Origin of the sequence: Ferrimonas gelatinilytica, from assembly GCF_039544205.1 — a bacterium.
Lineage (GTDB): Bacteria > Pseudomonadota > Gammaproteobacteria > Enterobacterales > Shewanellaceae > Ferrimonas > Ferrimonas gelatinilytica.
The window spans coordinates 146718-173043 of record NZ_BAABLF010000001.1 but is presented as its reverse complement, the minus strand read 5'-3'; the positions used below and the strand labels follow the sequence as shown (position 1 = coordinate 173043).

Genomic DNA, 26326 nt, shown 5'->3' with positions numbered 1-26326 from the left:
ATCTTCTCCTGTATGAATCTACAGCGTCAGCGCATCTTTCCTTTCATGACTCGCGCTTTTTCTCGCTGCCAGTCCCGCTCTTTGCTGTCCTGGCGCTTATCGTGTTGTTGCTTACCCTGGGCCAGGGCGATCTCCAACTTGGCGAAGGACTTCTTCCAGTAGAGGGCGACGGGCACTATGGTGAGGCCCTTCTGCTCGACTTGGCCTATCAACCGTTCCAATTCCCGCTTATTCAGCAGGAGCTTGCGGGGACGCATCGGCTCACAGACCACATGGGTGGAGGCGGTATTCAGTGGGGTGATGTTACACGCCACCAGGTACGCCTCTCCGCGCTGGATAAGTACGTAACAATCGGTCAGGTTGACTTTGCCTGCCCGCATGGATTTGACTTCCCACCCCTGAAGGGCAAGACCCGCCTCGAACTTCTCCAGGAACTTGTATTCGTGTTTCGCTTTTTTGTTAAGAGCGATAGTGGAGGACGTCGGCTGGGATTTTTTCGTGTTTTTCTTTGCCATAGGCTGCGCATTATACCTGTCGCGAACCATTTTGGTATCGCCACTGGTATGGCAAAATGCGGCCATCAATGATGGGAGGGTGAGATGCCAGAAATCAATCGAAGCGCATTGGTGCGTTTCAGTGCCGCGCAGATGTACGACTTGGTCAACGATGTCGCCTCCTACCCCCAGTTCTTGCCCGGCTGTGTGGACAGCGAGATACATGAGCGTGAAGATGCGCGCATGATCGCCTCGGTATCAGTGAAAAAGGTGGGGATCGCCCAAACCTTCACCACGGAGAATGCTCTGGAGGCCAACCGCAGTATCACCATGAAGTTGAAGAGCGGCCCCTTTCGACAGTTAGAGGGCGTGTGGCGCTTCACCGAGTTGCGCGAGGATGCCTGCAAGGTCGAGCTGGTGCTGCAGTTTGAGTTTGCCAATGTCCTGGTGGAGAAAGCCTTCGGCAGGGTGTTTAACGAACTGGCCCAATCGATGGTCCACTCTTTTTCTACACGAGCCAAAGAGGTGTACGGTGGCTGACCAGATCCAGGTTGAGGTGGCGTATGCGCTGCCAGAGAAAGCGTTTCTAACCAAGATGGTGTTGCCGACAGGCGCCACCGTCGAGGAGGCGATCCACCAGTCCGGTGTCCTTGATCGCTATCCGGAGATCGACCTTGGCAGCCAAAAAGTCGGGATCTTCAGTCGCACGGTAAAGTTAACCGAGCCGCTCAAAGCGGGGGACAGGGTCGAGATCTATCGCCCCCTGCTGGCGGATCCTCGGGAGGTCCGTAAGCGTCGTGCGGAGAAAGCCAAGCTGGAGGGTCGTGCGGATAGGGTGACTGGAGGCAAGCTCAATCCGTTGCGCAACGACGAGTAACCAAAGACTCTTCTGGCAGCCGCGGGTGACACCGCTTCATCATCACAAAGGCGGTCAAAGGGTCGCCTTTTTTGTGGCAGCGAGGTAGTGTTGTAACGTGTTGTTAACCAGAAAGAAGGAACTTTCTAATGAAAGTATGGATACTCTCATTGGGCTTATTGCTGCTCACGGCGCAGACCAGCGCTGCTGTCACTCCCTGGCTCGACTTTACCCTCAAAAATGGTCACATCTATGTACCAATGACTGTAAACGGCATTGAGGTCGAGGCGATTCTCGACAGTGGAGCGGAGATAAATCTCATCTCTGAGGCAGTGGCTGAGCAGTCCGGGGTGCAGTTGAACGTTTCCAATATGACCATCTCGGGCGTTTATGGGAAAACTCGCGCCAAGGCCGCGTCCGGCGTGCCCATCACTCTCTTCGGTTTCGATACCAAGATGGGTTTCTATTCGGTCGACAGCAGTGTACCCGTACTGATCGGCAAGCCTTTCTTTGATGAGTTCATTGTTCAGTTTGACTACCCCAACCAGCGCATGCGACTGCTGACCCGTGATGCGGTTGAAGGGGATTGGGATAACCTGTCGATCCGGCAGGAGCGAAATTCGACGCTGCCTGCTGTTCAGGTCCGGCTGGATAATCGCGAAGATGTCTGGCTGACACTGGACACCGGAGCCAGCAGTGGCCTCCTGCTGGATCGCCTGTTTGCGCTGGAGCATGAGTTGGTGACTGAAGAGAAGGAACTGCAGCATCTCTCGGGTGTTAACGAGAGCGCCGTGGCGGAAGCGTTCTCGATGCCGCTGGTGACCTTTGGCCCCTACCAGCTGGAGCAGGTTGAGACGGTGATCCCAGGGGAAGGGGAGGCCACTAACCTGAGGAAGCTTAATCCTGTGTTAACCGGGACCCGGATCCAGAAAGGGGTTAAGACGAAAGGCTTGCTGGGTTACGACGTGTTGAAGCACTTCCTGCTGACGCTGGATACCCGGGAATACAAGGCTCATGTGATTGCTCAGTAGGTTTACCAGTAGCCTTTAAAGCGATAGAAAAAACGCAGCCGAGAGGCTGCGTTTTTTTAGATAAAGAGTATTGAACCAGACCTAATCAGACACTTCGTTCGGAAAAACAGAGGGTTACCAACTTTGATCGAAAGTGCACAACTAATCATCAAACACAAGTTCTGCTTGCTCAATCTGGTCGAGGAACTGGGTAAAGTATTCAAAGTCTGCAAGGTCATAGTGGAATACCCAAGGTCCTATAGATACCTAAAAATTGTAATGCCAAGGTCTGATAGATACTTAAAATCCTTATTTTATGCGTCTATGAAAGTCGGGGTGATTCATTTACCAAATTGGCCCCGGCTAGGTGTGTCGAGATTTATGGTGCATTCGCTTAAAAACTTACACACACTAGGTATCCTGCTAAGAATATATATGGCGTTAGAGTTATTCACTTTTCTACATGTCCTTTCGGAGAAAGTGGGAAACTGTTGATATCGAATTTCCTGATATCTATTGCGGACTTAGTAATAAGCATAGTAAAGATGCTGTGTGCCACAAAGCTAAAAGATCGGCATGGAGGCCGTATGTCCCAACGAATGACGCTTACTGTTTCTCTTATCGACGATGAGTCCTGCCTCAATAGCATCTTCCTCATGTTAGGCGTGAGTCAGTACGTCGAATCAACCTCTAATTCGTGCGAAGCAGCAAGGTGCGATGACGTTCGCATAATAATTAAACTTTCCAGGCCTGCTTTGATAATAATTTGGTGTCTCAGATTATATGATTTCGCAAAGATTCTTTGCTGGTCGGTTCGAGCACAGGCGGAGCCTGTCTGGCACAGTTCTCTACCTTTATTAATCATATATTTACATCGAAACACTATACATCCTATTTTTTATTAATGTTTTTTATGCAGGTCTCTTATCTTTATTTGTCCAAAGTTAATGTTTATATTTTTTAAAGTTGTGTTAGGTATTTAGCTCGGAATGCTAGCATTGAGTGCAGAACGGGAAGACATATCATGACCGAGGAATGGTATCGCCAGTAATACCTGTTTTCACAAAACAACTTTGATAATGAATATGAAAATCAATACAGAGCTGGATAAGAGAGTTGTTAAGACTAGTTCTATTAACCTTTCGCCTAGGTACTTGGCCCAGAAGGCCACGATAACTCCTGCCAGAGTCATTGCAACACTTAAAGTGGTTGGTACAAGCAGCACCTGGGCTACGCCAAATGCTCCAAATCCCTCCGCAGATTGTACCAATAGATATAAGCAACTAAACATGACGGCCGGTATTGGGCTAAGGATAATAAATACTATTCTCAGCACATCAAAGGCCTTGTTTACATTTTTCATTTCTCGACCTCCAAATTCTGGCATGGCATCTATAAATGGTAGAAATCGACGTAGAAATTCAAGTAAGCGACAATCAAGACTCTTCACCCGATGTCTGGTTGGAGGCGGTAATTAGCGCCGACAGCGAAAACGAACGTGGAGATGGTAACACTTCGCGGGACATAGATATTAAGGAGGACGGGCGCATCTTCCTGCGCGCCGAACGATCAGGTTTACTTGATAATCGTATCTACACAATCGTATTCAAAGCCAAGGACGACGCTGGCAATGTTACTTCCGAAAAGAAGACAGTCACCGTTACCCACGATGAGGGCAGAAAATAGATAACACTTCAGGCATTCTGATGGTGTTTGTTCATCCCCCCTCAACACCCCTTCTGCCGTATGGCAGAAGGGGTGTTCTATTCGTTAAATTCGTACTGGATGGGTCGGCCGAAATAGATGACTAGAGATAAAACCGTGTTTAGGGGCGACCGGCGTCCAATGGGGTATAGAAGTCATCCCCGACCTCATAATCTCCCTTGAGCGTGCTGACTTTGCCGTCAGTGAAGTTGACCACCAGCTCTTTTCGGGTCAATTCATTGGTACGGCCATTCTTAAACTGATACACGTAGTACCAGGTGTCGGAAGCGAAACTGTCACGAAGCACAGGACGTCCCAGGACGAACTCAACCTGCTCCGGCGTCATCCCTACACGCAGCTTATCTACTTGAACTTGCTCAATAAAGTTCCCTTGTGGAATGTCGATCTTGTAAACCATCCAATCAAAGACCGAACACCCTGACACCGCTGTGGTGAGGGTCGCAGCCAATACCAGCGTCCGAAACTGCTTCATTTTATTCTCTGCGTTGCTTTTTTGTTTAGGAGCGCATCATACCTCAAGGTTTCACGGGAAAAAAAGGGCATCAGCCAGTGCCTGGGACGGCAAGGAGATAACGGCGCCTTTCCATCCGCTACCGAGCGCGTTACCGGGTTCAGTGCACCAGTAGCTCGCTGGCATTGGCGCGGGTATTGTCCGTGATGACATCGCCTCCCAGCAGACGGGCCAGTTCATCGATTCGTGCTTCACCCTGCAGAGGCAACATCTGGGTTTCCGTACTGCGCCCCTGGGTCTGTTTTGAAACAAACATGTGCTGGTGACCGTTACCGGCGACCTGGGGGAGATGAGTGACGCAGAAGACCTGGGTAGATTGTCCCAACTGACGCAGCATCCTGCCCACCACCGCAGCGGTGGGGCCGGAGATCCCCACATCCACCTCGTCAAAGATTAAGGTAGGCGTGGCCACCTTGCGAGCGGTGATCACCTGAATCGCCAGACCGATTCGGGACAGCTCACCACCGGATGCGGTGCGTGCCAAGGGCTGCATCGGCTGGCCCGGGTTGGTGCAAACCATAAACTGGACGCGATCCGCCCCCTCGGCGCTGAGGCGTTCAGGCTGATGTTGAAGATCGATCTGGAAGCGGGCGTGGGGCATCGCCAATGCTTTCATGTTGGCGGTCACCAGCTTATCCAGTTCCTTGGCGTAGCGTTGACGGCTCTTGTGCAGCTTGAGGGCCGCCGCGCTGACCTCCTCCCGGGCCAGTTGTCGCTCTCTGTGCAGTTGTTGCAATTGGTCATCATCGCCGGCCATCTGGACCAGTTCATCCGCCAGGGACTGGTGGTGCGCCGCGAGGTCAGAGGGAGGAACCTGGTGTTTGCGCGCCAGGCTCATGGCCCGGGATAGCCGTTGCTCTAGCTCATGGAAGCGCTCCGGATCCAACTCCAGTTTACTGTGGTAGGCATCCAGCTCGTTGCTGCTCTCCTGGATCTGGATTATCCCCTCATGCAGCATGGTCAGGACGTTACTCAGGCTCGGGTCATTTCCATGCAGCGACTCCACTTCGCTGATGGCTTGGGACAGCAGACTTTGTACCGACACGTCCTCACCCTCGCTCAGCAGGTAAAGCGCACGTTGGCTCTGCTCCATCAGGCTGCCGCTGTTGGCGAGGCGCTTATGCTCCAGTTCGATCTGCTCGAACTCGCCCGGCTGTAGGGAAAACTCGTCCAGCTCCTGCACCTGGTACTCAAGCAGTTGAGCGCGTGCCTGGCGCTGGGACTGGGCCTGCTCCAGGCGCTCGATGGCGCTGTCGATCTCCTTCCAGCGCTGATAGCCCCGGCGACAGTCATCGATAAGTCGTTGGTGTCCGGCGTATTGATCCAGGAGGTCCAACTGCACGTCACCATGGAGCATGCTGTGGTGGGCGTGCTGACCATGGATACTGACCAGCAGTTCCCCCAGGCTCTTAAGCTGTGCCAGGGGCACCGGGTGACCGTTGATCCAGGCCCGGGAGCGGCCCTCGGTGGAGATGGTGCGGCGCAGGATGCACTCTTCATCGTTCTCCAGGGCATTATCCTTCAGCCATTGGCGTGCCGCCGGAATGGCGGAAAGCTCGAAGCGTGCGGAGAGTTCCGCACGTTCGGCGCCGGCACGCACCATGCTGGCTTCGCCACGGCCGCCGAGACAGAGGCCAAGGGCATCGATGGCAATGGACTTACCCGCTCCGGTTTCCCCGGTGATGCTGGTCATCCCGGCGCAGAAATCCAGCTCCAAAAATTTCACGATGGCAAAGTGACTGACGGTCAGCTGAGTGAGCATACTGCATCCTTGTCGAAGTACTGTATGAATAAACACTGTATATGGAGACAGTATATGGGGAATGTGTGTGCAGTAAAGGCCGGCGGCAAGAAAATTTCATCGGCCCCGGGAGGGTCGGAAGCCTCCGCTATTGAAAGCGCGGATTGATGAGGGAGGGAAGAGGTAAGTTCGACGGTTTACGAGCGTCATTAAAGAGGGATGTGCCTCCTATATCTGGGCGTAGAGGAGGGGAAGAGGAGCCGTTTAGAACAGTTTGCTGCCCCAGCCTAGCTTGCTGCGCAGGACTTCGAAGTAGTTGCGTCCCTTGGGATGGATCAGGCGCAGGGCATGGTCCGCTTTGCGGATGATGATCTCGTCGCCGGGCAGGGCGGCAAGGGTAACATGACCGTCGCAGCTGACCTCCAACGGCCGATCACCCATCTCGGGGGAGGCGATCAGCTTCACTTCGCTGTTGCCGTCGACAACGATAGGGCGGCCGGAGAGGGAGTGGGGGAACATCGGTACCAGGATCAGGGCATTAAGATTCGGAGTCAGGATTGCCCCGCCGGCGGAGAGGGCGTAGGCGGTGGAGCCGGTCGGCGTCGAGGCGATCATGCCATCCGCGCGCTGGCTGTACATGAACTGCCCATCAATATAGACCTCGAACTCGATCATATTGGCGACCCGCCCCGGGTGGAGGACCGCTTCATTGACCGCGCTGTTGGAGGCTTTGAGTTCACCGTGACGATACACCTCCGCCTGCAGCAAAAAGCGATGCTCGGTGTCAAATTCGCCATCCAGCACTTTACTCAAGGGTGATTCGAAGCCATCCGGCGGCAGGTCGGTCAGGAAACCGAGATTGCCCCGGTTCACCCCGATAACCGCCACATCGTACCGGGAGAGCACCCGGGCAGCGCCGAGCATATTCCCGTCACCTCCGACCACAATGGCCAGGTCGCATCGCTCCCCCAACTCGTTAAGGGGCAGGTTCTGGGCTTCGACATCCTCCAGCTGCTTTCCGACCCGCTGCTCAAGCAGCACCTCGTAGCCCTGGCCCGTAAGCCAGTGGTAGAGTAACTCTATGGTCTGATTGGCGCCCTCGTGGTTGGGCTTGCCGATGAGGCCGATGGTATGAAAGGTTTTGGTCATCGATTTTCCGGGCCAGAGGGGCCTTGAAGTGGCAGATTTCGTCCCCATAATAGGCTCAGTGTTTTCGTGAATAAAGTGGTTTGGCGGAGTTGTGATGAGCGACGAGCAGCAAAAAGTAGTGGATCAAGAAGAGATTAATAATGAGCAGGCCGCGGAGGTGGAAGCCGAAGAGGTGAAGCAGGACGCGGTAGAGGTTGATCCTAACGTGCAGCGTATCGCGGAGTTGGAGGCAGAGCTCGCGGCAGCGAAAGAGACCATCAACAATCAGAAAGATTCTGTGGTCCGTGCCGCCGCCGAGGTGGAAAACATTCGCCGTCGCACTGCTCAAGATATTGAAAAAGCTCGTAAGTTTGCTTTGGAGAAGTTTGCCTCCGAGTTGTTGCCTATCCTGGATAACCTAGAGCGCGCACTGGAGATCCCTAACCGGGAGGAGGAGCTGGTGAAGCCCGTGCTTGAAGGGGTAGAGCTGACCCAGAAGAGTTTCCTCGCCAGCATCGCCAAGTTTGGTATTGAGCCGGTTGATCCCCAGGGTGATGAATTTAACCCGGAACTGCACCAGGCGATCTCCATGGTTCCGAGCCCCGATCACCCGGCCAATACGGTCATGACGGTGATGCAGAAGGGGTATACCCTCAATGGGCGCCTGTTGCGCCCTGCCATGGTGATGGTGTCCCAGGGCTAACACCTTGCTGATTGAACCAAATAACAACGCCTCCCCTTGGGAGGCGTTGTTATTTCTAGGCTGCGCGAAGCGTTATCGACTGACCATGGTTACAGGGGTCTGCAACTCCGCCAGGCTGGCCTGTATCTTGTCGTATTTCTGCTCCACCCACTCCGGGACGCCGGCGGGGCGGATCAGCGGTTCAAGGCGGGGATCCCGGGGGGTGATCACCATCTCGATGTTGTTCAGACCAATATCGTGGGCCAGAACGAACAACTCCTCGATGTTGTCGTCGCCCATGGCCAGGCACCCCCAGGAGACCTCCTGACCGTGGATGAAGATGTTGTTACCCAGGGCATCCCGCTGTTCCAACTCACCGTAGAGGCGATCCAACCGGTTGGGGTAATCGATGCGCAGCGAAAGGTGGAAAGCACTGTTAGGGTTGGCTGCATCGATGCGGTACACCCCTTCAGGGACTTGAAGGTCTCCTTCGCGCATCTTGGGGCGCAGGCTGCCACTGAGTTTCAGGATGGGGTAGTCCCGCAACTTGTGCCAGTTCAGGCCCTGATCCTGCAGCCAGACCTCCATCCGCTGGGCATCCTTGATGGCAACCCACTTGGCGGCCCGGATCTCCATGTCAAAAGGCAGCTGTTGCCAGTAATCAAACAGGCGCTCCCGAGCCACCGGCCCGAAGTGTTCCATCACCTCTTCAACGGTTCGCGCCTGCCCCCAACTCAGGGCGGGCAGCAACAGCGCGAACAGCCCCCATTTCCAGTTTTGCACCTTGTTCCCCGCTCCCGGCAAATTGATTTTGGGCGGCCATTCTCCACACATCGGAGGGGCAATCAATCCCTGCACCCAATCCCAAGCATAAGCAGTTGCAGGGATCCGCTGCAAGCACCGGATATGTCGAAACAACTTTCTGAGAAAAAGATTGTCATCGCCCAAGGTTCAGGGCTTCGCGGTGGCGTCCTGGCGACGCCACCTTGGCCCCAGTTGCTGGATTGCCAGGCCAACGACGATCAATCCGAGGCCTGCCAGTGTGCTCATGGCGATCGCTTCGCCAAGGAAGCGGCTGATGAAAAAGAGCGACAGGAAGGGGCCCAGGAACACCAGGTTGGAGAGGGGGGCGGTATGGGTCGCGCTGCGCATGGCACTGAGCCAGAGCACGAATGTCAGCCCCATCTCGAACAGGCCCACATAGAGTGCGCCGACAATGCCCTGCCAGGGGGGGAGAACCAGTTCTCCGCGCCAGAGGCAGACAAGTGCAATCAGCGGGATGGCGATCAGGAAACTCAGCAGCAGGCTGGCGGTGGGATCCCCGCTGTCCTTGGTGTTGACGATCCAGTAGAGCGACCAGAATAGGGTCGACAACAGCGCCAGCCCGACGCCTACGGGATTGTCGAACTGCAGTTGGAGCAGGTCGCCACCGGTCGCGATCACCACCACTCCGGTGTATGCCAACAGGGCCGCCAGCAGGTCCCAGGAGCGCAAGCGTTGGCCCAGCATCGGCACAGCGAGCAGGCTCAGGAGAATGGCCCAGGTGTAGTTAAGGGCCTGAGCCTGCTGGGCCGGCAGCCGGTCGTAGGCGGCAAACAGGGTCAGGTAGTAGAGGAAGGGGTTGAGCACGCCGGCTTTGATGAAAAGAGCTGGGGTCTTACGCCACTGCACTCTCAGCAGGCCTAATCGGCCCTGGTAGGCAAGGATCCCGGTAAGGGCAATCGCGCTGCTGAAACTGGCAAAGAGCAGCAGCTGCGCCGGGGTCATGTAACTCAACGAGAGCTTGAAGGCGGTGGCGACCGTGGACCACAGCAGTACCGCCATCAGCCCCAACTGCATTGCCCGACGTTGATTTTTCACCCTTTACCTCCAAGCCTGGTCTGGGACCGTGAACGATTATTGTCCCCCACACCTTTGTCGTTCGGTGCGTTGGCGCGAAGGGCGCAATTATACCCGCGGTAACGCCGCCGTGGTGGCGCCGATGAACTTTTTTCCCGGCCTGCCCTTGAAAGCCGTTGGGGCGCCCCCATTTACCTTGTCAGCAGAGGGGTGAAAAAAGTTGGTGGCGAGTGCTTGAAAGCGTCGGACATCAACCCCAAATACCCCTTAATACTTAAGAACCGCGTTGTTTCAAGATTTTTGGAGGCACTCGATGGGTAAGATCATCGGTATTGACCTGGGCACCACCAACTCCTGTGTGGCTATTCTGGATGGCGGCAAGCCGCGTGTAATTGAAAACGCCGAAGGCGACCGCACCACCCCCTCTGTTATTGCTTACACCGACAGTGAGATCTTGGTGGGCCAGCCGGCGAAACGTCAGGCAGTAACCAACCCGCACAACACCCTGTTTGCGATCAAGCGACTGATTGGCCGCCGCTTCAAAGACGAAGTGGTGCAGCGTGATATCAACATCATGCCGTTCAAGATCGTTGAAGCGGACAATGGCGACGCCTGGGTCGAAGCGCATGGCAACAAGATGGCTGCCCCTCAGGTTTCTGCGGAAGTCTTGAAAAAGATGAAGAAAACCGCAGAGGACTACCTTGGTGAAGAGGTGACAGAAGCGGTTATTACCGTACCAGCCTACTTCAACGACGCACAGCGCCAGGCGACTAAAGATGCCGGTCGTATTGCGGGCCTGGAGGTCAAGCGTATTATCAACGAGCCGACCGCCGCGGCCCTGGCCTACGGCATGGACAAAAAGCAGGGCGATAACATCGTTGCTGTCTATGACCTGGGTGGCGGTACCTTCGATATCTCCATCATCGAGATTGACGAAGTGGACGGCGAGCACACCTTCGAAGTGTTGGCGACCAACGGTGATACTCACCTGGGTGGGGAAGACTTTGACAACCGTCTGATCAACTACCTGGCGGACGCCTTCAAGAGCGAGCAGGGGATCGACCTGAAGAATGATCCGCTGGCGATGCAGCGTCTGAAAGAGGCGGCGGAGAAAGCCAAGATCGAGCTCTCCTCTGCCCAGCAGACTGACGTCAACCTGCCCTACATCACTGCCGATGCCACTGGTCCGAAGCACCTGAACATCAAGGTAACCCGTGCCAAGCTGGAATCCCTGGTGGAGGACCTGATTGTTCGCTCCCTGGAGCCGCTGAAAGTGGCCCTGCAGGATGCCGACCTCTCCGTTTCCGAGATCAACGACATCATCCTGGTGGGTGGTCAGACCCGGATGCCGAAAGTTCAGCAGGCGGTAAAAGATTTCTTCGGCAAAGAGCCGCGTAAAGATGTGAACCCTGACGAAGCCGTGGCCATGGGTGCCGCAGTACAGGGGGGCGTTCTTGCCGGTGACGTGAAAGACGTGCTGTTGCTGGATGTGACTCCGCTCTCCCTGGGTATCGAGACCATGGGTGGCGTGATGACAGCGCTTATCGAGAAGAACACCACAATCCCGACTAAGAAGTCCCAGGTGTTCTCTACCGCCGAGGACAATCAGTCTGCCGTGACCATCCACGTGCTGCAGGGTGAGCGTAAGCAGGCACAGGGCAACAAGTCTCTGGGTCAGTTCAACCTGGAGGGGATCCAGCCGGCGCCCCGTGGTATGCCGCAGGTCGAAGTGACCTTCGACATCGATGCCGACGGTATCCTGCACGTATCTGCCAAGGACAAGAACACCGGTAAAGAGCAGAAGATCACCATCAAGGCCTCCTCCGGCCTGTCCGAGGATGAGATCAACGCCATGGTGAACGAAGCCGAAGCTCACGCGGAAGAGGACAAGAAGTTCGAAGAGCTGGTTCAGGCGCGCAACCAGGCAGATGGTCTGGTGCATGCTACCCGCAAGCAGGTGGAAGAGGCCGGTGAAGCCCTGCCTGCCGAGGATAAGAGCAAGATCGAAGAAGCGGCCAAGGCTGTGGAAGAGGCTTGCAAAGGCAGTGACAAGGAAGCCATCGAAGCGAAGACCCAGGAGCTTATCCAGGCCTCCGCCAAGTTGATGGAGATCGCCCAGCAGAAGGCACAGGCCGCTCAGGGTGGTGAGTCTGCTCAGGCCAAGACCGCTGATGACGTGGTTGACGCTGAGTTTGAAGAAGTTAAAGACGACAAGAAGTAACCTCTTGTCTTCCCCTTCTAAACTCTAAATAAGCGGGCGACCGGCCTTTCCCGGCCGCCCGTTTTGCTATCCAACAAGGGATAACGGCAAACAAATGTCTAAACGCGATTATTACGAAGTGCTGGGCGTGGCCCGCGACGCCAGCGAACGCGATATCAAGAAAGCTTACAAGCGTCTGGCCATGAAGTACCACCCGGACCGCAACCCCGGGGATGCTCAAGCGGAAGCGTCCTTCAAGGAGGTCAAGGAGGCCTACGAGATCCTCACCGACGATCAGAAGCGCGCCGCCTATGACCAGTTTGGTCATGCCGGCGTGGACCCGAACCGTGGTGGTGGCTTCGGCGGTGGTGCCGGCGGAGCGGACTTCGGCGACATCTTTGGTGATGTGTTCGGCGACATCTTCGGTGGCCGTCGTGGCGGCGGACGCCAGCAGGCTCGGGGCGGCTCGGACCTGCGTTACAACCTGGAGCTCTCGCTGGAAGAGGCGGTGAAGGGCTGCAAGCGGGAACTGAAGATCCCGTCACTCTCTACCTGTGACAGCTGTGATGGCTCCGGCGCCAAGAAGGGCACCAGTGCCACCACCTGTAGTACCTGTCATGGCCAGGGCCAGGTTCAGATCCGCCAGGGCTTCTTTGCCGTGGCCCAGACCTGTCCCTCCTGTGGCGGTCGTGGCAAGGTGATCAAAGATCCCTGCAGCAAGTGTCACGGCCAGGGGCGGGTCGAGAAGACCAAGACTCTCTCGGTGACCATTCCTGCCGGGGTGGATACCGGGGATCGCATCCGCCTGGCGGGTGAAGGGGAAGCGGGTGAGATGGGGGCCCCGGCGGGGGACCTCTATGTCCAGGTACACATCAAGGATCACCCGATCTTCACCCGCGATGGCAACAACCTGTACTGCGAAGTGCCGATCTCCTTTGCCAATGCCGCCCTCGGTGGCGAGATCGATGTCCCGACCCTGGATGGCCGGGTCTCCCTCAAGGTGCCGGCGGAAACCCAGTCCGGGCGCATGTTCAGACTGCGCGGCAAGGGCGTTAAATCCGTTCGCAGCCACGCGGTTGGCGATCTCATCTGCAAGGTGATCATCGAGACCCCGGTTAACCTGACTGAGCGTCAGAAAGAGCTGCTGCGCGAACTGGAAGAGACATGTGCCGCCTCCTCGAAGCGTCATAAGCCCAAGGCGGAAGGGTTCTTCGACGGGGTGAAAAAGTTCTTTGATGATCTGACCAGCTAAGCCGGCATCAAGGCATCGAATCAAAAACCGCCTCCTTTTCAGGAGGCGGTTTTTTTGGGGCAGAATTTTTGCGAGGGGAGACGGAGATGGCGCAGTAGGGGGGCTCAGTCCCTGGGCCTGTAGCCGAGAGCTGGCTCGGGGTGGGGCGATGGAGTGCACCGGAGCACAGGTTCTGACGGAGTCATCTATTGCTTTATTCACTGCCTTTATGGCCGAACCCTGCATCGGTTCGTTCCCCCATCAAGAAGGAAAGTGTTATGCGACTACTGCGATACTGCCTGCTGATGCTATTCGTCCTGTTTTGCCAGCCTGCCATCGCTGCCGATCAGAGAGTGGATCTCCTCTTTGTCGTCGATGACCTGGTGCTGGAAAACCACGGTGATGCTGAGGTCAACAGGTCAATTTTACACTGGGTCGAGATCGCCAATACCATCTTTGCCTCTACGTCGACGACACTGGAGTATCGCGTCGTCAACGTTGCAGCGACGGGCAACTCCGAGCGAAGCGAGCGCTTCGCCGCAGGAGAGAAGTCATCGACGATCACCTACGAGATGATGGACAGTCTGCATCAGCAGCTGCCTTCGCGGGAGCTGAGTCTGATGACCCAGTACGGTGCCGATATCGTGGTTTTGGTGATCGAAGCGGACCGTCCGCTCTCCGTGTTGGGCAATGCCCAGGGAAACCAGGTGGCGACCCTGGGGTATACCAATACCAATGAGGCAGACGTGCTTTTGGCCCATGAGCTGGGCCACCTGCTTGGTATGGTTCATCCCGAGGATAGCCAATGCAGCGCCGAGTCCCGCTCGATCATGTGTGACGGCGTTACTGCCTTTTCGGACTATCAATCTCCCTACCTTTCGACCGAGGAGGCGTCGTTGATCGCCAAGGCGGTGGCGGGGGAGGCGGCGGTTGAGTCCGACTGGGGCACCCTAATCGGTGGCGGTGGGGTTCGCCCTCCGATGGAGACCCTGGCGGTGGTGGTCGCAGAGCGGCTCGACGTTCGTGCTGAAGGGGACGATACCTGGGTCGAGGGCCGGATCGCGCTCCAGGATGCTTCGGGCAATGCCGCAGCGTTGGAGACCGACAGCAGTGTGGTGGTATACAGCCGCGCGGTCGGGCTGGAGGAGGGCGTCGAGTATGAGCTCGACCTCACTGGACGAGTGATCTTCATGGCCGGTGAGACGGAGAAGCGAGTCACTCTGCACCTGTTTCCTACAACCACCAGCGAGCAGGTCAGAACCGTATACGTGGGCGCTCGCTACGGCGATAAGCTCGATACCAGCGCGATGCCGGAGTTCAACTATGAGTTAAGTGCAACACCCGCCGAACAGGGACCGGACCAGTTGCAGGGGCCCGCCTCCAGCGGTTCCGGTGGTGGAGGTGCGCTGAATCTTGTTTCTTGGCTGCTGCTGGCCGGAGCGGTTTGGTCAACCCGCCGGGGGCGAGGCCAACGGCGCCGGCTGCGGGGGGCTGGTGACCGGGTAACCGCCTCTTGATGACACCTGGCATTCGCTATGGGGCGTCTTAGCTCCGCGCTGAACAGAGCTCCAACCTCTCTTGTGCACTGCTACCAGGCCACCTTTGAGGTGGCCTGGTGTGTTGGTACCCAGGAATTTTCCCATTCGAAAGGAAAAGATGGTTTCCAGTGGGGGGAGTTCGGTAAAGTTTCTCTCACCATGGGTTCTCAAATTAAGGAAGTGAGGATGCGAGCAGAGGGAAAGCTGTTATCTGGCGTGATCATGACGCTGCTGGTCGGTTGTGCCACCCATCAGTCGCCTACCGGGCGCGATCAGATGTTGATGTTTTCCGCTGACCAGATGCGGGAGCTCGGTGCGCAGTCGTTTGAAAAAATTAAACAGCAGGAGACGCGATCCACCGATGCCAGGGTCAATGCCTATGTGCAGTGCGTTGCCGATGCGCTGACCGCACCTGGCGTGTTGGCGCAGGTGGATCCGGGTCAGGTTGAGCGCTGGGAAGTGGTGGTGTTCGAGTCGAAGCAGGTGAACGCGTTTGCCCTGCCGGGAGGCCACATCGGCGTTTATACCGGCTTACTCGATGTCGCCCAGACGCCAGACCAGCTGGCGGCAGTAATGGGGCACGAGATTGGCCACGTGCTGGCGGATCATGGCAATGAGCAGGTCTCCCGGGGCCAGTTGACCAATGCCGGGCTCCAGATCGCCCAGGTGGCACTGGGGGCGTCCGGTACCGAGAACTCCGATCTGATCATGGCTGGCCTTGGCCTTGGGGCTCAGGTGGGGATAATGCTGCCCTTTGGCCGTCAGCAGGAGAGTGAGTCCGACGTTATCGGCCTCTCCCTGATGGCGTATGCGGGGTTCGACCCTTCTGCTGCGGTGACCCTGTGGCAGAACATGGCCAAGGCATCCGGCGGTGCGCCCCCGGAATTTCTTTCAACCCACCCTTCCAGTCAGACCCGGATAAGCCAGCTTTCCTCACTGCAGAGTGACGCCGTGCCCATATACCAGAAGGCGCTGGCCCAGGGGCGAAAACCCACCTGTAAAGCGCCAGACTGAGGTGCCCGGAAGCGGACTTCTGCGCTGTGCCGTCGTTCAAATGCGCCGGGTGCGCTCTGGTCGCCTGCCGAAGTGGTGCTGGCGCCTGAGGCCGCTTGTGCTGGTGAGCGGCCTCGGTTTTGTTTCAAATCAGCCCTCCTGAACAGGCCCACCTGAGCGCGGCCACGAATGCGGAATGTTCACCCCGGTTTAGTGGCATCAGACTCTGAGTGCGGGTGTCCCAAATGGGTAAAAACGGCGGGGGAAAGCTGTTACACTGCGGCCTTTATGCACTCCAAAAATGGGAAGTAACCATGACTTTTGAGTCTGTTGAACAGAAAGTAAGCTACGGCGTCGGTCGTCAGATGGGCGAACAGCTGGCAAGCCAGAGCTTTGAGGGCGTTGACGTTGCCGCCGTGCAGGCTGGCCTGGCCGATGCCCTGAATGGCGTCGCCAGCCAGGTACCTCAAGAGCAGCTGCAACAGGCGTTCGCAGTTATCTCCGAGCGTATGCGTGCCGAGGCCGAAGAGAAAGCCAAAGCCGCTGCTGCGGAAGGCGAAGCTTTCCTGGCCGAAAATGCGCAGCGTGATGAAGTGACCGTGACCGAGTCTGGCCTGCAGATCGAAGTGCTTAAGCAGGGTGAAGGCGAAACGCCGACCCGTGAGTCTACCGTTCGCTGCCACTACCACGGCACCTTCACCGACGGCCGAGTGTTTGACAGCTCTGTTGAGCGCGGTCAGCCGGCAGATTTCCCAGTTGGCGGTGTTATCGCTGGCTGGACCGAAGCCCTGCAGACCATGCCGGTCGGTTCCAAGGTGAAGCTGTATGTTCCGCACCACCTGGCTTACGGCGAGCAGGGTGCTGGTGGCGCGATTCCGCCGTATGCCGCCTTGGTATTTGAAGTGGAACTGCTGGAGATCCTGTAACGGGTTCGATGGTAGAAAAAGGGAGGCTTCGGCTTCCCTTTTTTGTTGGTCACAAAGGCTTTATAGTTCCCCCTATTCAAAAGGCAGAGGAAGAGAATCGTGGGAGATATCCGCGTCGCCGTTACCGGTGCCAGTGGCCGAATGGGCCGGACATTGATTGAAGCCGCTTTAGCCCATCCTGGTGTGGCCTTGGGCGCCGCCATTGAGCGGTCCGGTTCAACCCTGATCGGCTGTGATGCCGGTGAGTTGGTGGCCAGGGGGCATGCCGACGTCAAGCTCTCGGGTGATCTGGCCTCGGTCAACCAGGATTTCGACGTGCTTGTCGACTTCACCTCGCCGGAGTCCAGCCTGTCATTTCTTCAGTATTGTGTGAGCCACAACAAGCCGATGGTGATTGGAACCACGGGCTTTGATGATGCGCAGAAGGTGCAGATTGCCGAGGCCGCTAATAGTGTCCCAGTGGTGCTGGCGCCCAATATGGCGGTCGGGGTCAATTTGATGTTCAAATTGCTCGAGGTGGCGGCGGATGTGATGGGCCGTTACAGCGATATCGAGATCATCGAAGGGCACCACCGTTTCAAGAAGGATGCGCCCTCGGGGACGGCCCTGAAGATGGGGGAGGTGATTGCCGAAACACTGGAGCGAGACCTGTCCCAGTGCGCCATCTACGGTCGGGAGGGGATCACCGGGGAGCGAGATCCCCAGACCATAGGGTTCTCAACCGTGCGGGCCGGGGACATTGTCGGCGAGCACACCGCGCTGTTTGCGGACATCGGTGAGCGACTGGAGATCACCCATAAAGCGTCCAGCCGCATGACCTTTGCAAACGGGGCGATGCGGGCTTCCGCTTGGTTGGTGGATCAGAGTCCTGGACTCTACGATATGCAGCAGGTGTTGGGCTTTAAGGCCGTTTAGTTTCAGAGAGATCAAGGCGCACTTCGGTGGGCCTTTTTTTCAGTTTGATGTAGGCAAATGGTAACTTCGCTGTTAGAATGCGCGGAATTTGCCAAAAATATAAAAAGCGAAGGTAAGGAATGCCTTTGTTTGGCTAATAAACAATAACTTATAAATATATCTGGTGGGAGGTCAAGTTGAACAAAACTGCCCTGTTAGTGCTCCAGGATGGGACCGTATTCCGTGGTAAATCCATAGGTTCAGACGGTTTGTCATCGGGAGAAGTCGTTTTTAACACTTCCATGACCGGCTATCAAGAGATCCTAACGGATCCATCCTATTCCAAACAGATCGTCACGCTCACTTATCCCCACATTGGCAACACCGGTGCCAACTCCGAAGATGTCGAATCCGACCGAATCCATGCTCAAGGCCTAGTCATCCGCGATCTCCCCGCCCTGGCCTCCAATTTCCGCAATGAAGAATCCCTCTCTGATTACCTTAAGCGCCACGGCATCGTCGGCATCGCCGATATCGATACCCGCAAGCTGACCCGCATTCTGCGCGAAAAAGGGGCACAGAATGGTGCCATCATTGCGGGGGTTGAAAATGTGGAGGAGGCTGAACAGGAAGCCTTGCAGGCCGCCCACGCCTTCCCGGGCCTGAAGGGGATGGACCTGGCAAAAGAGGTGACGATTACCACGCCATACAGCTGGCGCAAAGGCAGCTGGAAACTGATCGGTGGCCTGCCGTCTGACACCCCTGCCTCCGAGCTGGGTTACAAGGTGGTGGCCTATGACTACGGGGTGAAGCAGAACATCCTGCGGATGCTGGTGGACCGTGGCTGTGACGTGACCGTGGTGCCGGCGCAAACACCGGCGGCCGAAGTGCTGGCGATGCAACCGGACGGGGTTTTCCTCTCCAACGGCCCCGGGGACCCGCAGCCTTGTGACTACGCCATTGCGGCGATCACCGAACTGCTCAATACCGAGATCCCCCTGTTCGGGATCTGCCTGGGCCACCAGCTGTTGGCTCTGGCCTCCGGTGCCCAGACCGTGAAGATGAAGTTCGGTCACCATGGTGGTAACCACCCGGTGAAGGACCTGGATAACAACGTGGTGATGATCACCGCGCAGAACCACGGTTTTGCCGTGGATGAGGAGACCCTGCCCGCCAACCTGCGCGCGACCCACAAGAGTCTCTTTGATGGTTCCCTGCAGGGAATCCACCGCACCGATAAGCCGGCGTTCTCCTTCCAGGGGCACCCGGAAGCGAGCCCGGGCCCGCACGATGCGGCACCGCTGTTCGACCACTTTATCGAATTGATGGCCCAGTTTAAGGCTGGCAAGTAAGCGTACCGAGAAGAAGACGATGCCAAAACGTACAGACATTAAAAGCATTCTGATCCTGGGTGCAGGTCCAATCGTGATCGGCCAGGCCTGCGAATTTGACTACTCCGGCGCCCAGGCCTGCAAGGCGCTGCGTGAAGAGGGTTACCGGGTGATTCTGGTTAACTCCAACCCGGCCACCATCATGACCGATCCTGAGATGGCGGATGCCACCTATATCGAGCCGATCCATTGGGAGGTGGTGCGCAACATCATCGCCAAGGAGCGCCCGGATGCGGTATTGCCCACCATGGGCGGTCAGACAGCCTTGAACTGCGCCCTGGAGCTGGAAGCCAAGGGCGTACTGGCGGAGTTCGGCGTAGAGATGATCGGTGCTACCGCCGATGCTATCGACAAGGCGGAGGATCGTTCCCGCTTTGACAAGGCGATGAAGTCCATCGGCCTCGAGTGCCCCCGCGCTGGCATTGCCCACTCTATGGAGGAGGCCTACGGCGTCCTGGATCAGGTGGGATTCCCCTGCATCATCCGTCCCTCTTTCACCATGGGCGGCACCGGCGGCGGTATCGCCTACAACCGGGAAGAGTTCGAAGAGATCTGTACCCGTGGTCTGGATCTCTCTCCCACCAATGAACTCCTTATCGATGAGTCCCTGATCGGCTGGAAAGAGTACGAGATGGAGGTGGTTCGTGACCGGGCGGACAACTGCATCATCGTCTGTGCCATCGAGAACTTCGATCCCATGGGGGTGCACACCGGTGACTCCATCACCGTCGCGCCGGCCCAGACCCTGACCGACAAGGAGTACCAGTTGATGCGTAACGCCTCCATGGCGGTACTGCGTGAGATTGGTGTCGAGACCGGAGGGTCCAACGTCCAGTTTGGGATCAACCCCAAAGATGGCCGTATGGTGATCATCGAGATGAACCCTCGAGTCTCCCGCTCCTCCGCCCTGGCCTCCAAGGCAACGGGCTTCCCCATCGCCAAGATCGCCGCCAAGCTGGCCGTGGGCTTTACCCTGGATGAGCTGTCCAACGACATCACCGGCGGCGCCACACCGGCCTCTTTCGAGCCCTCCATCGACTACGTAGTCACCAAGATCCCGCGCTTCAACTTCGAGAAGTTTTCCGGTGCCAATGATCGTTTGACCACCCAGATGAAGTCCGTTGGCGAAGTGATGGCGATCGGCCGCACCTTCCAGGAATCGATGCAGAAGGCGCTGCGTGGCCTGGAAACCGGTATGACCGGCTTTGATCCCATCGTTGACATTAACCAACCGGAAGCGCTGGCCAAGATCCGTCACGAGCTCCAGGATGTGGGCGCTGAGCGCCCCTGGTACATCGCCGATGCGTTCCGAGCCGGGCTGTCCATGCAGGCGATCTTCAAGATCACCAACATCGACCCCTGGTTCCTGGTCCAGATTGAGGAGCTGGTGAAGCTGGAGGAGCAGGTGAAGGAGCGCGGCATGGCCGAGCTCGACTACGACTTCCTGCGTACCCTCAAGCGCAAAGGGTTCTCCGATGCCCGCCTGGCCACCCTGCTGGGTGTGTCTGAGGGTGAGGTGCGCAAACTGCGCCACAAGCATGAGCTCTTCCCGGTCTATAAGCGCGTTGACACCTGTGCCGCCGAATTTGCCACCGATACCGCCTACATGTACTCCACCTATGAGGAGGAGTGTGAAGCGAACCCGTCCGACAGGGACAAGATCATGGTGATCGGTGGCGGCCCGAACCGAATCGGTCAGGGCATCGAGTTTGACTACTGCTGTGTTCATGCCGCCCTGGCGATGCGCGAAGATGGTTACGAAACCATCATGGTCAACTGCAACCCGGAAACCGTTTCCACCGACTACGACACCTCGGATCGCCTCTACTTCGAGTCGATCACACTGGAGGATGTGCTGGAGATCGTCCGGGTGGAGCAGCCCAAAGGAGTGATCGTCCAGTACGGCGGCCAAACTCCGCTGAAACTGGCCCGCGCTCTGGAGGCGGCCGGCGTACCCATTATCGGTACCTCGCCGGATGCCATCGACCGCGCCGAGGACCGCGAGCGGTTCCAGCAGGCGGTTGAGCGACTCGGGCTGAAACAGCCGGAGAACAGCACAGTGACCACGGTCGAACAGGCGGTTCGAGAGGGGGAGCGCATCGGTTACCCCCTGGTGGTGCGTCCCTCCTACGTGCTGGGTGGCCGGGCGATGGAGATCGTCTACGACGAGCAGGATCTGCGCCGTTACTTCAATGATGCGGTCAGCGTCTCCAACGAGTCGCCGGTGCTGCTGGATCGCTTCCTCGATGACGCCACCGAAGTGGACGTGGACGCGGTCTGTGATGGTACCGACGTGGTGATTGGCGGCATCATGGAGCATATCGAACAAGCGGGTGTCCACTCCGGTGACTCGGGCTGCTCCCTGCCGCCGTACACCCTGAGCCCGGCGATCCAGGACCAGATGCGTGAACAGTGCCGTAAGCTGGCTCTCGAGCTGGGCGTGGTTGGCCTGATGAACATCCAGTTCGCGGTGAAGGATGAGGTGATCTACCTCATCGAGGTGAACCCCCGTGCGGCCCGTACCGTACCCTTCGTTTCCAAGGCGACCGGCGTGCAGCTGGCCAAGGTGGCAGCCCGGGTTATGGCGGGTAAGAGTCTGCAGGAGCAAAACTTTACCCAGGAAGTGATCCCGCCGTACTACTCCGTCAAGGAGGTGGTACTGCCGTTCAACAAGTTCCCGGGCGTGGATCCGCTGTTGGGGCCGGAGATGCGCTCCACCGGTGAGGTGATGGGCGTTGGTGATACCTTTGCCGAGGCCTACGCCAAGGCGCAACTGGGGGCCATCAAAGATGTGCCGAAAAACGGCCGCGCCCTGTTGTCTGTCCGTAAGGGCGATAAGCGTCGGGTGGCGGACCTGGCCCAGAAACTGATTGCGCTGGGCTACGAGCTGGATGCTACCCATGGCACGGCGGTGGCGCTGGGCGAGGCGGGTATCAACCCGCGCCTGGTGAATAAGGTGCACGAGGGGCGTCCACACATCCTGGACCGCATCAAGAACGGCGAGTACAGCTACATCGTGAATACCACCGAGGGGCGTCAGGCCATCGAGGATTCTCGCCAGCTGCGCCGTGGTGCCCTGCAGCACAAGGTCAACTACACCACGACCATGAATGCCGCCTTTGCCTCCTGCATGGCTAACCAGGCCGATGACCGGGAGAAAGTGGCGTCGGTGCAGGAGTTGCATAAGCGCAGCTTGGTCTAATCACGCAGCTTGGTCTAATCACGCAGCTTGGTCTAATCGCGCAGCCTGGTGTAATTCAGCCAGGATAGGGTTGAGGCTACCCCCTCTCCAGGGTGGCGGATGGCTTCAATCCCAGCGCGCGAATTCACATGCGTCGTGTTCAGGCTCGTTGCTCATGGTCGCTGCCGTGGGGATGACGACAGGAAGATCAAAACGCCGGACGGGATGACCCGCCGGCGTTTTCCTATTACAATCTGCTGCAAAGAATCACTGAATCCATCCCCTGATCTCGCTGATAGCGCCCAGCTCTTGCCGGGCGTGGCGGGTTTTTGTTTGGAGAAAAGGAACCACTATGGCTCAAGTCCCAATGACAGTCCGCGGTGCCGAGCTGCTGCGTGAAGAACTGGATTACCTGAAGCACACCCGACGTCCGGCCATCACCGAAGCGATCGCCTCGGCCCGTGAGCTTGGCGATCTGAAAGAGAATGCCGAGTACCACGCCGCTCGTGAAGAGCAGGGCCTGGTCGAAGCGCGCGTGCGGGACATCGAAAGTAAGCTGTCGGTGGCCCAGATCATCGACGTGTCCAAGATGACCAATAACGGCAAGGTGATCTTCGGTGCCACCGTAACCCTGGTGAATGTGGATACGGATGCGGAGGTGACCTACCGCATCGTGGGCGATGACGAGGCGGACCTGAAAAATAACCTGATTTCGGTCAACTCCCCCATCGCCCGCGCAATGATCGGCAAAGAGCTGGATGATGTCGTTGTGGTCAAAGCCCCTTCAGGCGATATCGAGTACGAAGTGATCAAGGTCGACTACCGCTGAGGGAACAGGCATCATGAGAAAAGCCGCCATCGGTTCCCCGGGGCGGCTTTTTTGTTGCGAAGCAGATTAGGGCTCGGCGGCAGTTAGCGCGCCTTGGGGATCTCAATCTTGTGCTTTTCTGAAGGGCGGTACAGCACCTGGATATGACCGATGGTCTGCACTTCAGTGGCACCGGTTTCCCGCACGATGGCATCCATGATGGCGCGTTTCATCTCGCGGTCTTCGCTGGCGGCTTTTACCTTGATCAGCTCATGGTGCTCCAGCGCCTGTTCGATTTCGGCCAGAACCCCTTCGGTCAGGCCGTTGGCACCGAGGATAACCACGGGCTTCAGACCATGGGCCAGACCCTTGAGGTACTGCTTCTGTTTGGTGGTCAATTGACTCATCAGGCACTCTTTAATTGACTTGGTGGACTTGAAAACGGCGTATTCTAGCCGCATCTACAGCGCAATACTAACTTCTTACCATACTGAGGGTAGACAACCTCAGCTGACGAGGCTGCATAAGCGGCATAACGACGGGTATGACCAAGAAAAAACACTCTGCCAGCTCCAAGCGCTGGCTCACGGAACATTTTGACGATCATTACGTCAAGCAGGCGCAGAAAAAGGGACTGCGCTCCCGCGCCATCTTTAAGCTGGAGGAGATTCAGGGTAAAGATCGCCTGTTGAAGCCCGGCATGACGGTGGTGGATCTCGGGGCAGCCCCTGGTGGCTGGTCACAATTCGCGGTCGAGCAAGTTGGCCTCGACGGCCTGGTGATCGCCTGCGATATTTTGCCTATGGATCCCATTGCCGGAGTGGACTTCCTGCAGGGCGACTTCCGTGAGGAAGCGGTGTTGAACGCTCTCCTGCAGCGCGTGGGCGATCGTAAGGTCGATGTGGTGATGTCCGATATGGCTCCGAACTTCTCCGGCGCCGGGGCCGTGGATCAACCCAGGGCGATGTATTTGGTGGAGCTGGCCCTGGAAATGTGTGACCAGGTGCTGGCACCTAAAGGCGCTTATGTGGTCAAAGTGTTTCAGGGCGAGGGCTTTGATCAGTATTTGCAAGAGGTGCGTAAACGGTTCGGTAGTGTAAAAATTCGTAAGCCGGACAGTTCCAGGGCCCGTTCGCGGGAAGTCTACATTGTGGCTAGCGGATACAAAGGTTAAGCTAACCGCAGTAAACCAAGGGAAGATGAGAGGTTCCACACCTTGAGTGATATGGCAAAAAATTTGATCCTGTGGCTGGTGATAGCCGTGGTGTTGATGACAGTGTTCCAGAGTTATTCTCCGGGCTCCAGAAGCAGCAACGCCATGAACTACAACACCTTCGTACAGGCCTACGAAAACGGCCGCGTGAACAGTGTTGAGTTCCAGCAGGATGGCATCACCATCACCGGTGAAACCACCAGCGGTGAAAAGTTTGTCACCTACATGCCGGATCAAGACGGTGCGCTGATTGATGAGCTGTTGCGTAACGACGTGCAGATCTCCCGTCTCCCGCCGGAACAACCCAGCGTGTTGGCCCAGATCTTCATCTCCTGGTTCCCGATGCTGTTGCTCATTGGTGTGTGGATCTTCTTCATGCGCCAGATGCAAGGGGGCGGTGGCAAAGGTGCCATGTCCTTCGGCAAGAGCAAGGCTCGCCTGATGGGCGAAGACCAGATCAAGACCACCTTCGCCGACGTTGCGGGCTGTGATGAAGCCAAGGAGGAGGTGGAAGAGCTGGTGGATTACCTGAAAGATCCCACCAAGTTCCAGAAGCTCGGTGGCCGAATCCCCACTGGTGTATTGATGGTGGGGCCTCCGGGTACCGGTAAGACCCTGCTGGCGAAGGCGATTGCCGGTGAAGCCAAGGTACCCTTTTTCACCATCTCCGGCTCCGACTTCGTCGAGATGTTTGTGGGCGTCGGGGCCTCCCGCGTTCGTGACATGTTTGAGCAGGCCAAGAAATCGGCACCGTGCATCATCTTCATTGATGAGATTGACGCCGTTGGCCGTCAGCGTGGAGCGGGTCTTGGGGGCGGTCACGATGAGCGTGAGCAAACCTTGAACCAGATGCTGGTGGAGATGGATGGTTTCGAGGGCAACGAGGGGATCATCGTGATCGCCGCGACCAACCGCCCGGATGTCCTTGACCCAGCACTGCTGCGCCCCGGTCGATTTGATCGTCAGGTCACCGTGGGGCTGCCGGATGTCCGTGGCCGTGAGCAGATCCTCAAGGTACACATGCGCAAAGTTCCGCTGGCCGATGGCGTTGACGCGGCGGTGATTGCCCGTGGTACCCCAGGTTTCTCCGGTGCGGAGCTGGCCAACCTGGTGAACGAGGCAGCCCTCTTCGCGGCTCGATCTTCCAAGCGCGTGGTGGCGATGGAGGAGTTTGAAAAAGCCAAAGACAAGATCATGATGGGGGCCGAGCGTCGCTCCATGGTAATGTCGGAAGAGGAGAAACGGATGACGGCATACCACGAAGCGGGTCATGCCATTGTCGGTCGCCTGGTCCCCGAGCATGATCCCGTTTACAAAGTGTCGATCATTCCTCGCGGTCGGGCTCTGGGTGTCACCATGTACCTGCCTGAGCAGGACCGTTGGAGCCATTCCAAGCAACACCTCGAATCGATGATCTCGAGCCTCTACGGTGGCCGCATTGCAGAGCAGCTGATATACGGTGATGAGAAGGTCACCACCGGGGCCTCCAACGACATCGAGCGCGCCACGGACATCGCCCGTAAGATGGTGACCCAGTGGGGCCTTTCGGAAAAGTTGGGTCCGATGAATTACGCCGAAGATGATGGCGAGGTGTTCCTGGGACGCTCTATGGCCAAAGCCAGCCACATGTCTGATGATACGGCGCAGATGATCGATGAAGAGATCAAGGAGTTCATCGATCGCAACTATGCCCGTGCCCGTCAGATCCTGGTGGATAACATGGACGTTCTGCACTCCATGACCGATGCGCTGATGAAGTATGAAACCATCGATGCGAATCAGATCGATGACCTGATGGAGCGACGTGAAGTGCGGCCTCCGGCAGATTGGAGCGACAGCGATCGTCCGGCGTCAGGTAACGATGACGATGGGAGCAGTGTTGAAGCCGATGAGGTGAAGCCTGCCTCCGGCGACGGTGAAGAGGCTCCGGCCAAGTAAAGGTAACCGTCGAGAAAAAACCCCGCT

The 26326-nt window shown here is 57.2% G+C and carries 24 protein-coding genes; 16 read left to right on the top strand and 8 right to left on the bottom strand.

All coding sequences use genetic code 11. The features are described 5' to 3' along the window. Nucleotides 1-26: 26 nt before the first annotated feature. Nucleotides 27-515 carry an SsrA-binding protein SmpB gene (gene smpB / locus ABD997_RS00850; protein WP_345315121.1) on the bottom strand — a complete coding sequence of 163 codons (489 nt, stop codon included), beginning with the start codon at nt 513-515 and terminating at the stop codon, nt 27-29. Nucleotides 516-599: 84 nt separating this feature from the next. On the opposite strand from smpB, the gene ABD997_RS00845 reads away from it, so the two are divergent. The 3 genes from ABD997_RS00845 (at nt 600) to ABD997_RS00835 (ending at nt 2381) form a co-directional block, all read left to right on the top strand. Further along, nucleotides 600-1034 carry an SRPBCC family protein gene (locus ABD997_RS00845; protein WP_345315120.1) on the top strand — a complete coding sequence of 145 codons (435 nt, stop codon included), beginning with the start codon at nt 600-602 and terminating at the stop codon, nt 1032-1034. After that, entirely contained in the window at nt 1027-1371 is a 345-nt protein-coding gene (locus ABD997_RS00840; RefSeq protein WP_345315119.1) for an RnfH family protein, read from the top strand. Before ABD997_RS00845 ends, ABD997_RS00840 begins: the two co-directional genes overlap by 8 nt. A gap of 128 nt (nt 1372-1499) precedes the next feature. Next, the gene (locus ABD997_RS00835) at nt 1500-2381 is read left to right on the top strand and encodes an aspartyl protease family protein (RefSeq protein WP_345315118.1); all 882 of its coding nucleotides are present in this window, start codon (nt 1500-1502) and stop codon (nt 2379-2381) included. Nucleotides 2382-3420: 1039 nt separating this feature from the next. On the opposite strand, the gene ABD997_RS00830 is transcribed toward ABD997_RS00835, so the two are convergent. Then, nucleotides 3421-3723 carry a hypothetical protein gene (locus ABD997_RS00830; protein WP_345315117.1) on the bottom strand — a complete coding sequence of 101 codons (303 nt, stop codon included), beginning with the start codon at nt 3721-3723 and terminating at the stop codon, nt 3421-3423. Nucleotides 3724-3758: 35 nt separating this feature from the next. Between ABD997_RS00830 and ABD997_RS00825 the strand changes: the two genes are divergently transcribed. Further along, nucleotides 3759-4046 (top strand): hypothetical protein, encoded by a 288-nt coding sequence (locus tag ABD997_RS00825; protein WP_345315116.1) that lies wholly within the window; start codon nt 3759-3761, stop codon nt 4044-4046. A 139-nt stretch (nt 4047-4185) separates the two neighbouring features. Here ABD997_RS00825 and ABD997_RS00820 read toward each other — a convergent pair whose 3' ends face one another. The 3 genes from ABD997_RS00820 to nadK form a co-directional block, all read right to left on the bottom strand. Next, nucleotides 4186-4557, bottom strand: a complete 372-nt coding sequence (locus tag ABD997_RS00820; RefSeq protein WP_345315115.1) for an outer membrane protein assembly factor BamE — start codon at nt 4555-4557, stop codon at nt 4186-4188. 139 nt (nt 4558-4696) lie between these two features. After that, the gene (gene recN, locus ABD997_RS00815) at nt 4697-6358 is read right to left on the bottom strand and encodes a DNA repair protein RecN (RefSeq protein WP_345315114.1); all 1662 of its coding nucleotides are present in this window, start codon (nt 6356-6358) and stop codon (nt 4697-4699) included. A gap of 243 nt (nt 6359-6601) precedes the next feature. After that, nucleotides 6602-7486, bottom strand: coding sequence for an NAD(+) kinase (gene nadK, locus ABD997_RS00810; protein WP_345315113.1), 885 nt, complete (start codon nt 7484-7486; stop codon nt 6602-6604). Between the two features lie 94 nt (nt 7487-7580). Between nadK and grpE the strand changes: the two genes are divergently transcribed. Continuing rightward, on the top strand, nt 7581-8168 hold the full coding sequence (gene grpE / locus ABD997_RS00805; protein WP_345315112.1) for a nucleotide exchange factor GrpE: 588 nt from the start codon (nt 7581-7583) through the stop codon (nt 8166-8168). Nucleotides 8169-8240: 72 nt separating this feature from the next. On the opposite strand, the gene ABD997_RS00800 is transcribed toward grpE, so the two are convergent. Continuing rightward, nucleotides 8241-8930: a L,D-transpeptidase family protein gene (locus ABD997_RS00800; RefSeq protein ID WP_345315111.1), complete on the bottom strand. Its 690-nt coding sequence runs from the start codon at nt 8928-8930 to the stop codon at nt 8241-8243. A gap of 168 nt (nt 8931-9098) precedes the next feature. Further along, a complete protein-coding gene (locus ABD997_RS00795; RefSeq protein ID WP_425557020.1) occupies nt 9099-10007 on the bottom strand; it encodes a DMT family transporter in 909 nt (302 codons plus the stop codon). A gap of 292 nt (nt 10008-10299) precedes the next feature. Here ABD997_RS00795 and dnaK point away from each other — a divergent pair, with 292 nt between their 5' ends. The 9 genes from dnaK to greA all read left to right on the top strand — a co-directional run bounded on the left by dnaK (nt 10300) and on the right by greA (nt 23169). Beyond that, nucleotides 10300-12207: a molecular chaperone DnaK gene (dnaK, locus tag ABD997_RS00790; protein WP_345315110.1), complete on the top strand. Its 1908-nt coding sequence runs from the start codon at nt 10300-10302 to the stop codon at nt 12205-12207. A 94-nt stretch (nt 12208-12301) separates the two neighbouring features. Continuing rightward, nucleotides 12302-13438, top strand: coding sequence for a molecular chaperone DnaJ (dnaJ, locus tag ABD997_RS00785; RefSeq protein WP_345315109.1), 1137 nt, complete (start codon nt 12302-12304; stop codon nt 13436-13438). 257 nt (nt 13439-13695) lie between these two features. Beyond that, the gene (locus tag ABD997_RS00780; protein WP_345315108.1) at nt 13696-14934 is read left to right on the top strand and encodes a M12 family metallo-peptidase; all 1239 of its coding nucleotides are present in this window, start codon (nt 13696-13698) and stop codon (nt 14932-14934) included. Nucleotides 14935-15141: 207 nt separating this feature from the next. Further along, the gene (locus ABD997_RS00775) at nt 15142-15969 is read left to right on the top strand and encodes a M48 family metallopeptidase (RefSeq protein ID WP_345315107.1); all 828 of its coding nucleotides are present in this window, start codon (nt 15142-15144) and stop codon (nt 15967-15969) included. A 293-nt stretch (nt 15970-16262) separates the two neighbouring features. Continuing rightward, nucleotides 16263-16874 carry a BamJ family beta-barrel-assembly machinery protein gene (gene bamJ / locus ABD997_RS00770; protein ID WP_345315106.1) on the top strand — a complete coding sequence of 204 codons (612 nt, stop codon included), beginning with the start codon at nt 16263-16265 and terminating at the stop codon, nt 16872-16874. Between the two features lie 96 nt (nt 16875-16970). Then, entirely contained in the window at nt 16971-17789 is an 819-nt protein-coding gene (gene dapB, locus ABD997_RS00765) for a 4-hydroxy-tetrahydrodipicolinate reductase (RefSeq protein ID WP_345315173.1), read from the top strand. Between the two features lie 176 nt (nt 17790-17965). Then, nucleotides 17966-19120, top strand: a complete 1155-nt coding sequence (gene carA, locus ABD997_RS00760) for a glutamine-hydrolyzing carbamoyl-phosphate synthase small subunit (RefSeq protein ID WP_345315105.1) — start codon at nt 17966-17968, stop codon at nt 19118-19120. 19 nt (nt 19121-19139) lie between these two features. Then, a complete protein-coding gene (gene carB / locus ABD997_RS00755; RefSeq protein ID WP_345315104.1) occupies nt 19140-22361 on the top strand; it encodes a carbamoyl-phosphate synthase large subunit in 3222 nt (1073 codons plus the stop codon). Between the two features lie 331 nt (nt 22362-22692). Further along, a complete protein-coding gene (greA, locus tag ABD997_RS00750; protein ID WP_345315103.1) occupies nt 22693-23169 on the top strand; it encodes a transcription elongation factor GreA in 477 nt (158 codons plus the stop codon). An 83-nt stretch (nt 23170-23252) separates the two neighbouring features. Here greA and yhbY read toward each other — a convergent pair whose 3' ends face one another. Then, nucleotides 23253-23555, bottom strand: a complete 303-nt coding sequence (gene yhbY / locus ABD997_RS00745) for a ribosome assembly RNA-binding protein YhbY (protein ID WP_345315102.1) — start codon at nt 23553-23555, stop codon at nt 23253-23255. Nucleotides 23556-23692: 137 nt separating this feature from the next. Here yhbY and rlmE point away from each other — a divergent pair, with 137 nt between their 5' ends. Continuing rightward, nucleotides 23693-24322 (top strand): 23S rRNA (uridine(2552)-2'-O)-methyltransferase RlmE, encoded by a 630-nt coding sequence (rlmE, locus tag ABD997_RS00740; protein WP_345315101.1) that lies wholly within the window; start codon nt 23693-23695, stop codon nt 24320-24322. Nucleotides 24323-24364: 42 nt separating this feature from the next. Beyond that, the gene (gene ftsH / locus ABD997_RS00735; protein ID WP_345315100.1) at nt 24365-26299 is read left to right on the top strand and encodes an ATP-dependent zinc metalloprotease FtsH; all 1935 of its coding nucleotides are present in this window, start codon (nt 24365-24367) and stop codon (nt 26297-26299) included. Nucleotides 26300-26326 lie beyond the last annotated feature (27 nt).

Coding starts and splice junctions, on each gene's coding strand:
- recN (WP_345315114.1), bottom strand. CDS start 6,358: ATGCTCACTCAGCTGACCGTCAGTCACTTTGCCATCGTGAAATTTTTG.
- dnaJ (WP_345315109.1), top strand. CDS start 12,302: ATGTCTAAACGCGATTATTACGAAGTGCTGGGCGTGGCCCGCGACGCC.
- nadK (WP_345315113.1), bottom strand. CDS start 7,486: ATGACCAAAACCTTTCATACCATCGGCCTCATCGGCAAGCCCAACCAC.
- rlmE (WP_345315101.1), top strand. CDS start 23,693: ATGACCAAGAAAAAACACTCTGCCAGCTCCAAGCGCTGGCTCACGGAA.
- ABD997_RS00835 (WP_345315118.1), top strand. CDS start 1,500: ATGAAAGTATGGATACTCTCATTGGGCTTATTGCTGCTCACGGCGCAG.
- ABD997_RS00775 (WP_345315107.1), top strand. CDS start 15,142: ATGCGAGCAGAGGGAAAGCTGTTATCTGGCGTGATCATGACGCTGCTG.
- smpB (WP_345315121.1), bottom strand. CDS start 515: ATGGCAAAGAAAAACACGAAAAAATCCCAGCCGACGTCCTCCACTATC.
- grpE (WP_345315112.1), top strand. CDS start 7,581: ATGAGCGACGAGCAGCAAAAAGTAGTGGATCAAGAAGAGATTAATAAT.
- dnaK (WP_345315110.1), top strand. CDS start 10,300: ATGGGTAAGATCATCGGTATTGACCTGGGCACCACCAACTCCTGTGTG.
- yhbY (WP_345315102.1), bottom strand. CDS start 23,555: ATGAGTCAATTGACCACCAAACAGAAGCAGTACCTCAAGGGTCTGGCC.
- ABD997_RS00825 (WP_345315116.1), top strand. CDS start 3,759: ATGGTAGAAATCGACGTAGAAATTCAAGTAAGCGACAATCAAGACTCT.
- ABD997_RS00830 (WP_345315117.1), bottom strand. CDS start 3,723: ATGAAAAATGTAAACAAGGCCTTTGATGTGCTGAGAATAGTATTTATT.
- greA (WP_345315103.1), top strand. CDS start 22,693: ATGGCTCAAGTCCCAATGACAGTCCGCGGTGCCGAGCTGCTGCGTGAA.
- ABD997_RS00820 (WP_345315115.1), bottom strand. CDS start 4,557: ATGAAGCAGTTTCGGACGCTGGTATTGGCTGCGACCCTCACCACAGCG.
- bamJ (WP_345315106.1), top strand. CDS start 16,263: ATGACTTTTGAGTCTGTTGAACAGAAAGTAAGCTACGGCGTCGGTCGT.
- ABD997_RS00845 (WP_345315120.1), top strand. CDS start 600: ATGCCAGAAATCAATCGAAGCGCATTGGTGCGTTTCAGTGCCGCGCAG.
- carB (WP_345315104.1), top strand. CDS start 19,140: ATGCCAAAACGTACAGACATTAAAAGCATTCTGATCCTGGGTGCAGGT.
- ABD997_RS00780 (WP_345315108.1), top strand. CDS start 13,696: ATGCGACTACTGCGATACTGCCTGCTGATGCTATTCGTCCTGTTTTGC.